The organism is Calorimonas adulescens (genome assembly GCF_008274215.1).
Classification (GTDB): Bacteria; Bacillota; Thermoanaerobacteria; order Thermoanaerobacterales; family UBA4877; genus Calorimonas; species Calorimonas adulescens.
Map to the genome: position 1 here is coordinate 44,035 of NZ_VTPS01000018.1, position 11,383 is coordinate 55,417.

An 11,383-nucleotide genomic window follows, 5' to 3' on the forward strand; every position below is an offset into this window, starting at 1 on the left:
GCCTGGCCTACGATAAGCTTTCGCTAATTCCTTTTTCCCTGCACATAGCAATTAATAAATTAAGACCACATTGTTAACATTGAAGAAATGCCTTCAGGTAATTATGCGGTTTCCTTAAATATCTATATTTTTAGTTAGCTTATTCAGTAAATTTATTGTTTATTTGTTTCATGAATATGGGGGTTTTATCCAAATATTCTTCTATATCTCTCATATATAATAATTGCTAATACTAAGGCAATAAGTGCGACAATTAAGTCAAAAACCATAATCATCTGTAATCCATAGATCATTATTTTACCTGTTATTATTGGGATACTAAATGTTGCTAAACCAGATGAGGAATAATAAAAACCCGTACATTTTCCCTTGCTTTGCGGAAAAAATTGTGTCATGATAGTCAGTACAAGCTGCATGACTCCACCTTCACAAGCAATGCCAATGAGCATTGCAAAGATTCCACACATTAATGGAGTTTTAAAAAGCAGCAAGAGCATTACTGCTGCTACAGATACTAATGAATAAATAAGCACTATGTTTGAATCGTTCTTTACATGATCTTCGAGTTTATATGTCAATGGAACGCATAAAATCGCACCTGCTCCATACAAACTCATTATGATTCTTGAACCTGATACACTAACTCCTGCTATTTCTGATGCATAATTAGCTAACCAATTTACTACCACATATGAGGTTGCTTGACAGAAAAAAGAATATAGTACACACACAACAGCATCAAACCATCTGACTTTTTCATTTTTTTCATAGCCTATAACTTGTTCATCAGTACTATTTTTTATATTTTTCACATATTTTGGGAATTTTCTTGTCGCTATGAAGACCGCATTTGCTCCGATAAATATCGCTGGAATAATAAAGGAATATCCTAACCATAACTCTCTAGAAACTAGAAATGCCAACAATAATGGATAAAGGAATTGTCCCCAAGATACAGCAAATCCAACAAGTATAGATGCAACACCGGACCTCTCTGGGAAAGCTTCAATCAAAGCTGGATAAGTTCCAGTGTCTAAAAAGGCATTTGCTATTCCACCTAAAAATGCAAATATAAAACCTATTTGGGGCGTAGGGCTGTATAAAATTCCTAAGAAGAACAAAATATATGTTACAATACCTAATAGAATAAAAGGTTTACGTCCAAAACGATCTGACAAAGCTCCAGAGAATACCATGGAAAATATCCTGCCTAATCCTAAAGCTGATATGACCCACAAAACTACCCCTGTTTTGACACCCCACTTTTCCGATAAGAATTCTGTATTTTGAGCTAAAATTATTGTTCCAGCACCATGAATTATATAGTTAATATATAGCCCTATTCCGGTAGAAAGATACTTATTTTTCATGAGTACTCCTTTCTTACTACATACGATGTTTATAATATTTTACTTTTAATAATATAAAAAGATTGTTTCATATATATAAAGTATATATATGAAAAGTATGTAACAATCTTTTCGCCATCATTAGAGTTTAACTAGGAGATGTGCAGCAGATTCAATATATTTCTTGCATCTTTTACACTTATCTGACCTGGAGCTGAAACATGTTTTGCTGCTGCAAATGTCATGCACGAGCCAAATAACTCTCCTGATAATCTAGTTATTACTCCAAGTGATCCCATAGACATTGTAATACATGGGCGATCGCCCTTTTCTTTTTTCATTTCTAATGTGGCAGAAAGGAGTGTAAGTACATCTTCTTCAGATTTTGGCATCACCGCTATTTTGGTTATGTCTGCGCCTAGTTCCTGCATTTTAACTAATCGATTTACCAATTCTTCTTTAGATGGAGTTTTACAAAAATCATGATTAGACATTATTACTTTAACATTATTTTCTTTTGCGAATGCGATGAATTTCTTTACTTCTTCTTCTGTGCTAAATAATTCAACATCTATCAAATCAATACATCTACTTTCAACAGCAGCACGATTGAGTGCAAAATACTTTTCTTCTGACATCTCATGAACTCCGCCTTCTTTATGTGTTCTGAAGGTAAATAAAAGTGGTTTATTGTATGATTCTCGTATTTTCTTAAGCAATGATTGTACTTTAGCAAAATCTTCTACGTCTTCATAAAAGTCTGCTCTAAATTCTGCTAGGTCAAAATCAACAGAATTTAAATAGGCAACTTCATCTAAAATTTCAGCTTCTGTTTTTCCTACTAAAGGAACGCATATTTTTGGTGCTCCTTCATTAAAAGTAATATCTTTTACTTTAACTGTTTTCATTATCTTGTTGCCTCCTTTACAATTTGTTTATGTCTGATTGCTATAATGATTCCGCAAACAAATCCAATCACAGCAATAACTGCATCAAATCCCATTATACTTGCTATACTTGTGGTTGACATTATTCCAGTTATAACTGGTATTGTAAATGATGCAATACTTCCAGATGTATAGAATATTCCTGTAACTGTTCCTTTTCCATAGGGGTAAATTTCACTCATTAATGTCAACCCTAATTGCATTACTCCACCTGCTGCTGAGAATCCAATTGCAAATGCACCAATGCTGGTTACGGTTGGCGATGGGAACAAATAAACAGCACCAAGTGTGATCATTGAGATAAATGTATAAACAACTATTAAAGCACGAGGTTTAACACCTTTTTGTTGTAAAAATGATGATATAAATACACAAGCTAAAGAACCTACTGAATAGTAACTCATAAGTGAACGTGAAGCTAATTCACCCATTTGTACTACTGATAAACCATACTTTGTTAACCACTGACTTACCAAATAAAATGTTGCTTGTGAGATGTATCCATAGACTACAAAGACAATCCCATCAATATACCATTTTGGTTGTTTTTTAAATTCTATTACTGAGGCTTCTAAACCTTCTTTAGCTGCTTCTTCTGCAGTGTGAGGAGGAAATGGAACCTTTGCTATGAAAATTCCATTTATAACTAAAATTACAATACATAATATGAAGGAATATCCATACCACATGTTGTTGCTTACGATAAATGCTACTATTAATGGCAGTAAGAATTGTCCACCAGATATAAAGGCTTTAATCAATACGTTCATTGTACCCTTTGCTTTAGGATATGATTCCATCAAAGCTGGGTAAGTACCTGCATCTAAGAATGAGTTTGCAATTCCTGCTAAAATACCAAAGACAAATGCTATTTGTATATTTGGGCTTAGCAATATACCTACGAAATACGCCAAATATGTGATCATTCCCAAAATAACAAATGGTTTACGCCCAAATTTATCAGATAACTTCCCTGATACTAGCAAAACAATTAATCGTCCAATACCAAGGGCTGATATAACCCACGCAACTCCTGCACTATTTGTACTCCACTTAGTTGCTAATGCATCCATATTTTGTGAAAGTATAATAACTCCCATACCATGTACAAAATAATTTATATACAGGCTTAATACTGTTGGAAAATATTTATTTTTCATGTCTGAAAACCTCCGATTTATTTAAAATAAAATTCTAAATTGCAATATTAAATGCAGCACACATTGCAAAATCATCATGATTAAGATTTTAAAGAATAAAGCATCTTTAAGTCATTCTTGGCTACTTTATTGAGCAAATGTGCGGTTTAACTTTTTTTGCAGTATAGTGCTGAGTTTTATCTTCTTTTAGGGGAGCAGCAATTTGACTTCGTTCAAAGACGCTTAGGTGCTTAAAAAAACGTGTTATTGTGGTGAAATTGGATTGAACAGCCATAGTAGAGACCCCCTGTATGTTTAGATTAGACACCTTAATCATACATGATTTCTCACTATGGTTGTTCATTTTTTTACTGCATTTTGTTGTTGCAATTAATTTTACAACGAACCTTTAAAATAAAATATCCTTTATATAATCTGTTGGCATATCTTTACCAGTCCACAGTTTAAATGCTGCAGCACCTTGATATAACATCATGCCAAGACCATTCATTGTTATACAGCCTGCATCTTTCGCTATAGATAATAATTTTGTTTCTCTTGGAGAATAAACGCAGTCATGCACAATTAAACCTGGATGAAGCATAGTTGGATCTGTAATTAAAGATTGACCTTCAAGAGGCTTCATTCCAACACAAGTTGCATTTATTAATATATCGCTGGATGCAATTTCTGCTCTTAATTTATCTTGATCCTCTAACATATATAATGTTGCTTTGCAATTTGTCTGTTCATTTACTTTTTTTACTGTTTGTTTTGCTTCTTCAATAAATGAATCGTTGCGGTTAAAAATTGATAATTCTTTCGCACCATCTAAAGCAGCCTGAACAATAATGGCAGTTCCGGCACCGCCTGTTCCCATAATAGTGAATTTTTTCCCCTTAACATCCACACCTTTGTCAGCTAATGCTCTCATGCAACCTATGCCATCTGTAATATAGCCTGTAAGTACTCCATTGTCATTAACAACAGTGTTAACTGAACCAGTCAAGGCAGAAGCATCAGATAATTTATCTAAATATTGAACTATTTTTCTTTTATTTGGCATTGTAACGTTGAATCCTCTTACTTTCATTGCTCTCATGCCTTTAACTGTATCTTCCAAAGTATCATTATCTACTTCAAATGCTACATATACGTAATCTAACCCTAATTTTTTAAATGCTTCATTATGCATTGTAGGAGACATACTATGTCTAATAGGATATCCTATTAATCCAATCAATTCTGTATGCCCTGTAACTCTTTCTGTAACTGCTATTTTACCCATTTTTTACCCTCCAATTTTAATATAATCTAGATTAACATTTTATTATCAAAGATAATATAATATTTAACAATTCATTAGTCAAATAGATAAATTTTGAACTAACTATAGATGTTATCTATATATAAATATAATCTTATGATAGAATATTTGTGGTGGCCTAAAAAAATAGAATGTGGCACATATTATGTTAAGATAAATGGTAATAAACGTTAAAATAGCGTTGTTGCCCTTGATAAAGTAGAACCAAATAGTAATTTAGAAGCACAAAGATCGAAGTAAGCAGATATAAAGCTAACTTTAATAAGTCATTAACATATCAATTCTATTATCTGGCTTAAAGAAATTTGTCAATGGTTTGCAAGACGAGGCGGATCTTTTGAAAATATATGCAAAACCTCAATGTTAATAAAGTTTTTTGGGGGTTTAAAATAACCTAAAATATTTCAAAAATAAAGGGAAGGCAAGTTAAAATACGATAAAAGTTAATAAAACACGGATATACATCAAAATTAATATAAAAACTTTTGACAATAATATGTCCATAAAAAGGAGGTAAAAACATGAAATTAAATCAATTGTATTATTTTAAAAAACTAGCGGAGACACAAAATTTCACTAAAGCAGCTAAAGCGTTGTATATTACCCAGCCGTCTCTTTCATATTCTATTAAATGCTTGGAAGAAGAATTAAATACTCCTTTGTTTGAAAAAAAGGGACGTAATATTGTTTTAACAAAATATGGTAAGATTTTCTTAGAATATGTGAACAAGAGCTTATCTGAAATTGAAAGAGGGACGCAGTTGGTACAAAATTACGGCAGCCCATCACACGGCCATATTGATCTTGCTTTTATTTACAATATGGGGCATCAGTTTGTTCCTAAGCTTGTAAGCTCTTTTTCGGGCATCGAGGAAAACAAAAACATTACATTTAGTTTGGTACAAGGTACAAGCAAAGAAGTGTTGAAAATGCTAAAAGATGGAAAATGTGATATAGCTTTTTCTTCATATCTTGAAAATGAAGGAGATCTAGTTTTTAAAAGCATTACCAAGGAAGAACTTGTACTAATTACAGCTAAAGACCATCCTCTTGCTAAATATGATGAAATAAATTTAATAGAAGCGAAGGATTACCCCTTTATAGTATATGGAGAAAGAAGTGGATTGTACAAGTATATTCAAGACATATTTAAAAAAAGCGGTTTTGAACCTATTGTAAAGTGCAGCATTGAAGAAGATCACACAATTTGTGGATTTGTAGAGAGTAATTATGGAATTGCAGTTATACCTAAAATTTACACATTATCAAGTTTTAACCTTGCAGTTATACCAATTAAAAATCCCAAAATAGAGAGAAAAATATACTTAGTTTATAAAAAAAATCGAAAGCTTGCGCCTGCACCGCAGAAGTTTTTGGATTTCATATTTGAAAGGTATCATATTGACAAAGAAGATGAACATATTGAAAACATATAAAAAAAGAGCAGATTTAATTTTCTGCTCTCTCTTCTATTACAATATTTATCTATTAGTAAATGCACCCATAACTTCCAAAATTTTAACAACATTTCTTCCTTCTTCAACACCATTTATTATTTTTCTTACTCTTTTGCTGTCACCAATGTTATACAATTTAATTCCTTTTTCCTGAACATAATTCTCTAAGTTTTTATAGTCACTGACTTCTGATCTCATTCCAAGACATACAAAGCCATAGTCAAATTTTAAATCTTCTATGCTGCCATCAGGATTTTTAACAGTAAAAGAATCTGCATTTACACGTTGAAGTGCTGTATTTGTTAATACTTTAATATTATGCTTTTTAATAATATCAAACATAGAAATTTTTGTTATATAATCTAAGTCTTTTGCTAACTGCGGCATCATTTCTACAATTGTTACATCAGCTTCATGTTCAGCAAAGAATTCAGCAACATCTAAGCCGACTGCTCCTCCGCCTACAACTACAATTTTTCTGCCTTTGCTGTTTTCAAAAGACTTCACATTATTTAAGAAACCAAATATAGATTTAATTTTAGACCCTTCCTGGTCAACAAAATCACATAAACCTGGAATTGGAGGTAATAATGGCTTTGAACCTGTAGCATTTACAACTAAGTCTGGATTTAATTTATCCAATAATTCTCTTGTAGCTTTTGTATTTAGTTTCAATGTTAAATTGGGTAGTTTTGCCATTCTATTTTCTAAATATGTTACAAAGTCATGTATTCTTTTCTTAGATGGTATTAAACCTATCATCCAACATAAACCGCCGACTCTGTCTTTCTCTTCTAATAGTGTAACATTACAGCCAACTTCTGCTGCTGTGCATGCAGCTTCCATACCCGCTGAACCTGCACCTATAACAACCACATTAACATTCTTTTTAACATGATTTTTCTTATATGCGTCTTCAAAAATTACATCAGGATTTATGGTGCAGCGAACTGGCTGTGATCTTCCTATGCGGTGGTCAGCACAACCTATATTGCAGGAAATACATTTTCTTAAATATTTTTCTTCACCTCTGGCTATTTTATTAACCCAATTTGGCTCACTTATAAGCCCTCTTCCTATAGCAATTAAATCAGCATCTCCTCTTGCAATTATTTCTTCTGCAATTTGAGGATTTCTAATATTACCTGATACTACCACAGGTTTGTTAAACTTTTCTTTAAATGCTTTCCCTAAATAACTTCTCCAGCCATCAGCTAAGTCCATTTTATCTATTTGATATTGTATAGAATCATTTTCTGCAGCTGATACGTTAATTATGTCTATTTTTTCTACCAGATACTTCATTATTTCTAATGTATCTTCTAAAGTATTTCCACCCTCTAAAAAGTCATCTGCACTTATTCTAAATGAAATTGGGAATTTCGGTCCAACTGCGGCTCTTACACTGTCTAATACAAGGCTGGCAAATCTTGCCCTGTTTTCAATGCTTCCGCCAAATTCATCTGTTCTTTTATTATATAAAGGGGACATGAACTGGCATATTAAATAGGAATGTCCTCCGTGGATCTCTACAGAATCGAATCCTGCAAGCTGTGCTCTTGCGGCAGCTTCTCCATATTTTTTCGCTATTTCGTAAATTTCTTCAACTTTTAACTCTCTTGGAATGCTGCCGTTTGTCTTAGACGGAATATTTGAAGCTGAAACCGGCTGCTTTCCTCCAAGTCTTGCAACATAAGCTGAAGCTCCGGCATGATTCAACTGAATAGATGCTTTAGCGTCATATGCATGGATTCTTTCTACTAATTCATAAAGACCAGGTACAAATTGATTGTCATCAATTCTTAATTGTTTCGTTCCATTTGTTCCCATAGGGAAATCAACACAAGCATTTTCTACGATTATTAAAGCTGTTCCTCCTTTTGCTCTTAGCTCATAGTAGTTCATCATTGTTTCAGATACTTCTCCGTTGAAAGTCGCATAGTTTGTTCCCATTGGCGGCATGATTATTCTATTCTTAAGTGTCATGCCTTTTACTTGAAGTGGTGAAAATATATTTGGATATTTCAAAGCAATTCCCCCCCAAAAATTATTTTTGTTAATGAATCGATAAATAAATATCAAACTATAAAAAGTATAAAACGGTTAAATATATAAGTCCAATAGATATTTATCTGGATTATGATAGACTGCATCTATAGATAAAGTACCCTTTTTATAAATATTTGATTTATGTTTGAAATTTAAAAACAATATATTAGAATAACACTAAAATAAAAAGATAGATACAATTAAAAAATGCTAATTAATGTGCAGTGGGTGTTCAATCAGCAGTTTTAAATGAAATTTATGAATTTTATATTTATATATATTTAATAAACCTCATTCCCCATAGTGGCATTTTGTCACTATAGCCTACAAGGTGACATTATCATAAAATAACCACACTAATTTAATATAAGGTATTGACAAAACAGCATACAGGCAATATAATATAATTTGTCAGTTGCCGGAGTGGCGGAACTGGCAGACGCACGGGACTTAAAATCCCGGGGGCCCTCAAAGCCCGTACCGGTTCGATTCCGGTCTCCGGCACCAGGGGCTTAGTTTAATTAAATATCGCGGGGTGGAGCAGCTGGCAGCTCGTCGGGCTCATAACCCGGAGGTCGTAGGTTCAAATCCTACCCCCGCAACCAAATATGGCGGCGTAGCTCAGTTGGCCAGAGCATTCGGTTCATACCCGAAGTGTCAGTGGTTCAAATCCACTCGCCGCTACCATCAAAGAACGGAAATCGTCACCTATCCAGAAATAGAATTCGTATTTTATTTCGTCTGGATGGATGGTGACTTTTTTATATAATTTTTAAGTACAGCTTTTATCCTCTGTGGATTATTTGATGAATTAATTATTTTTCTGTCTTTATTGAATATTTGCGTAGTCATTTTATGTGTAATAAAACTTGTTTTTTTTCTTCTCTATTTCAGAAAGTCTGTAGAGAGTTTTATTTTTGTATTTTCAAGTTTTTTTATCTTATCCTTCATTATTGGCTGGTACATGCCTTCAGCAATAGCATCGACTATATTTTTTATTTGTGCTCCTATTTTATTGTAATTTTTCTTTAATAATGCTATTTCTTCCATTCTTTTTTTGTTAAGTTTTTGCTTTTCTTCATTCAGGAATTTAACTAATATTGGTGCCACTTCTGGATCAAACATCCTTTCATTTAATTCTCCAATAATAAAAATTTCCAATTTATCTTTGTTTATATATCTATTTGTACATTATTTAGTTCTATCTTCTTTATTACATCTATATGTTACGTATTTTCCACGGTTCAAACATCCAACTATTTTACAGCCACATATGCCACAATAAACAAGACTAGACAAAATATAAGTTCTTTTTGCAGAGTTAGCTCTGCGTGTTGTTTTTCTTTCATCCATTTTCTTTTGCATTCCTTCAAACAAATTTTTTTCAATGATTGTAGGAATAGCGTTGCCAATAATAAATACATCCTCTTTATTATTTCTGTGATTTTTCTTTGTAACCTTATTTCCTCATTTAGTATAACAAAACTTATGTTTGGTTATGAGTATTTTACCATGGCTATCAAGGATATTTAAGAATATTCATAATTTTTTGCTGCCATTGTTATTAAGTACAAAAAGTGAAATTGAAGAAGGATTTTGCAGAATTGTGTAGAATATAATTATCTAAATGAAGACTAAAAATATTACTTAAAAAAGTAAATTGTCGTCTATCTTAAATAGTGTGAAAAATGTGAGAGATCGATGACATTATTATATTTTCAGAAATTGTTTAGAATACTGCGTTTTATAGCATTACTAAGCTTTAAATTTGACAGCTATTTTAGAATTTAAATAAAACTTATAGCTTTATAGAAGTATTTGAATGTTTTTTAGCTTACCTATGATGGATTTTTGATTTGCTTTTTTATGTAATTTTGTGTGACTTTTAATATTATATAAATTGTAATATTAGAGGTGGTAAATGTAATGAAGAAAATTAGTATAAATGTAGATACCGTGACTCCACTTTATACGGGTAATGCTTTTGGGAATATGAGCGAAATAGAACCACAGTCTATAATAGGGTCATTAAGGTTTTGGTTTGAAACTTATTTGAAGGCGGCTGACAAGTTAAATAATAATTATGATTATAAGAGTGAGGAATTTAATGCAAAAGAATATAAAAAGAATATTCTACAATTTATAAATGATGGAATGTCTTTAAGAGATGCAGAAATAAAGTCAATGAGTAAGAAGTTATTTTTGCCTTCATTGATTTTTGGATGTAATGGCTTAAAAGGATTGATAGAAATAGATAAAATTAATTTTGATAGTACCAATATTGGTAATACTTTAGACTTACCTTTTGCAATTTATAAAAAGAAAAGTGATCAAAGTTTTATTGAGATAAAAACAAAAGAAGATCACGAAAAAATAAGGAGGAAATTAAGGGAACAAAAATTAAGGGAACAACAGGAAATTAAAAATTATCATTTTTGGTATTTCCCAGATAAATATTTCTTTGGTTCTTTTGATGTCACGTTTAAAATAGGAGATAATGACACAATAGAAAAAATATTTTATCCATTATTAAATTTTGTTGAAAATTATGGTTTTATAGGAGGCAAAAATAATTTAAGTTTTGGACGTGTAAAATTTAGTATTGAAAACAAGGCTCTTAGTAATTATAATGATTTTGATTTTTCTGCTTATACAAACGATACTAACTTATCTAATATTGAAGATGTAGTTGAAGAGGTAAAAAAATTGAGGATTTGTATACTGTTGATAAAATAGGATTGTATAGGGTAACGAATAGTCAACTAAAAAATATAACTGATATAATAAAAGATCTTTTATCTCAAAAGGCACAAGCAAGAACAGATTTTAAGAGCAAATACTCAGATGAACTTTTGCGTCATTATATGTTTGGCAAAGAGAAAGGCCATGTTAATGCTACAAAAATTATACCATGGATAAATAAGACAAATGATGATAATTATGAATATGGTTTTATTTCTATAGTCTTTTTAGATGAAGAAAAAATATCTCAGATAAAAGAGAAGGTGAATCAAAACATATTGGCCCCTTAAGAGAATTGGACTAAAACACACAAAATGATAAAATTTCTCTTAAGGGAGGTCAAAATCAATGGCAGCACATAAAAACTTTACTC

At 31.8% G+C, this 11,383-nt stretch carries 10 protein-coding genes and 3 tRNA genes; 6 read left to right on the plus strand and 7 right to left on the minus strand.

The window, feature by feature from the left end:
• Positions 1 to 185: 185 nt before the first annotated feature.
• The 4 genes from FWJ32_RS10800 to FWJ32_RS10815 form a co-directional block, all read right to left on the minus strand.
• On the minus strand, positions 186 to 1,370 hold the full coding sequence (locus FWJ32_RS10800; protein ID WP_149545970.1) for an MFS transporter: 1,185 nt from the start codon (positions 1,368 to 1,370) through the stop codon (positions 186 to 188).
• A gap of 131 nt (positions 1,371 to 1,501) precedes the next feature.
• Positions 1,502 to 2,257, minus strand: coding sequence for a type I 3-dehydroquinate dehydratase (gene aroD, locus FWJ32_RS10805; RefSeq protein ID WP_149545971.1), 756 nt, complete (start codon positions 2,255 to 2,257; stop codon positions 1,502 to 1,504).
• Positions 2,257 to 3,456, minus strand: a complete 1,200-nt coding sequence (locus tag FWJ32_RS10810; RefSeq protein WP_149545972.1) for an MFS transporter — start codon at positions 3,454 to 3,456, stop codon at positions 2,257 to 2,259. Before FWJ32_RS10810 ends, aroD begins: the two co-directional genes overlap by 1 nt.
• Before the next feature lie 388 nt (positions 3,457 to 3,844).
• Positions 3,845 to 4,723, minus strand: a complete 879-nt coding sequence (locus tag FWJ32_RS10815) for a shikimate dehydrogenase (protein ID WP_149545973.1) — start codon at positions 4,721 to 4,723, stop codon at positions 3,845 to 3,847.
• Between the two features lie 560 nt (positions 4,724 to 5,283).
• On the opposite strand from FWJ32_RS10815, the gene FWJ32_RS10820 reads away from it, so the two are divergent.
• Positions 5,284 to 6,198, plus strand: a complete 915-nt coding sequence (locus FWJ32_RS10820) for a LysR family transcriptional regulator (protein ID WP_149545974.1) — start codon at positions 5,284 to 5,286, stop codon at positions 6,196 to 6,198.
• Positions 6,199 to 6,243: 45 nt separating this feature from the next.
• On the opposite strand, the gene FWJ32_RS10825 is transcribed toward FWJ32_RS10820, so the two are convergent.
• On the minus strand, positions 6,244 to 8,247 hold the full coding sequence (locus FWJ32_RS10825) for an oxidoreductase (RefSeq protein ID WP_238988866.1): 2,004 nt from the start codon (positions 8,245 to 8,247) through the stop codon (positions 6,244 to 6,246).
• 438 nt (positions 8,248 to 8,685) lie between these two features.
• On the opposite strand from FWJ32_RS10825, the gene FWJ32_RS10830 reads away from it, so the two are divergent.
• From FWJ32_RS10830 to FWJ32_RS10840, 3 genes are all read left to right on the plus strand, one after another.
• Positions 8,686 to 8,775 (plus strand) — tRNA-Leu (locus FWJ32_RS10830).
• 22 nt (positions 8,776 to 8,797) lie between these two features.
• Positions 8,798 to 8,873, plus strand: a tRNA-Met gene (locus tag FWJ32_RS10835).
• Positions 8,874 to 8,878: 5 nt separating this feature from the next.
• A tRNA-Met gene (locus FWJ32_RS10840) sits at positions 8,879 to 8,955 on the plus strand.
• Between the two features lie 198 nt (positions 8,956 to 9,153).
• Here FWJ32_RS10840 and FWJ32_RS10845 read toward each other — a convergent pair.
• Both FWJ32_RS10845 and FWJ32_RS13780 read right to left on the minus strand, forming a co-directional pair.
• The gene (locus tag FWJ32_RS10845; RefSeq protein ID WP_149545975.1) at positions 9,154 to 9,393 is read right to left on the minus strand and encodes a hypothetical protein; all 240 of its coding nucleotides are present in this window, start codon (positions 9,391 to 9,393) and stop codon (positions 9,154 to 9,156) included.
• A gap of 66 nt (positions 9,394 to 9,459) precedes the next feature.
• Positions 9,460 to 9,684: a recombinase zinc ribbon domain-containing protein gene (locus FWJ32_RS13780; protein WP_338028705.1), complete on the minus strand. Its 225-nt coding sequence runs from the start codon at positions 9,682 to 9,684 to the stop codon at positions 9,460 to 9,462.
• A gap of 510 nt (positions 9,685 to 10,194) precedes the next feature.
• Here FWJ32_RS13780 and cmr1 point away from each other — a divergent pair.
• Together cmr1 and FWJ32_RS10855 are read left to right on the plus strand one after the other, a co-directional pair.
• Complete coding sequence (gene cmr1 / locus FWJ32_RS10850) at positions 10,195 to 11,004, plus strand: type III-B CRISPR module RAMP protein Cmr1 (protein WP_149545976.1); 810 nt, start codon at positions 10,195 to 10,197, stop codon at positions 11,002 to 11,004.
• Entirely contained in the window at positions 10,983 to 11,300 is a 318-nt protein-coding gene (locus FWJ32_RS10855; protein ID WP_149545977.1) for a hypothetical protein, read from the plus strand. The genes cmr1 and FWJ32_RS10855 overlap by 22 nt, the downstream gene beginning before the upstream one ends.
• Positions 11,301 to 11,383: the final 83 nt, after the last annotated feature.

Coding starts and splice junctions, on each gene's coding strand:
- FWJ32_RS10815 (WP_149545973.1), bottom strand. CDS start 4,723: ATGGGTAAAATAGCAGTTACAGAAAGAGTTACAGGGCATACAGAATTG.
- aroD (WP_149545971.1), bottom strand. CDS start 2,257: ATGAAAACAGTTAAAGTAAAAGATATTACTTTTAATGAAGGAGCACCA.
- FWJ32_RS10800 (WP_149545970.1), bottom strand. CDS start 1,370: ATGAAAAATAAGTATCTTTCTACCGGAATAGGGCTATATATTAACTAT.
- FWJ32_RS10845 (WP_149545975.1), bottom strand. CDS start 9,393: ATGTTTGATCCAGAAGTGGCACCAATATTAGTTAAATTCCTGAATGAA.
- cmr1 (WP_149545976.1), top strand. CDS start 10,195: ATGAAGAAAATTAGTATAAATGTAGATACCGTGACTCCACTTTATACG.
- FWJ32_RS10820 (WP_149545974.1), top strand. CDS start 5,284: ATGAAATTAAATCAATTGTATTATTTTAAAAAACTAGCGGAGACACAA.
- FWJ32_RS10810 (WP_149545972.1), bottom strand. CDS start 3,456: ATGAAAAATAAATATTTTCCAACAGTATTAAGCCTGTATATAAATTAT.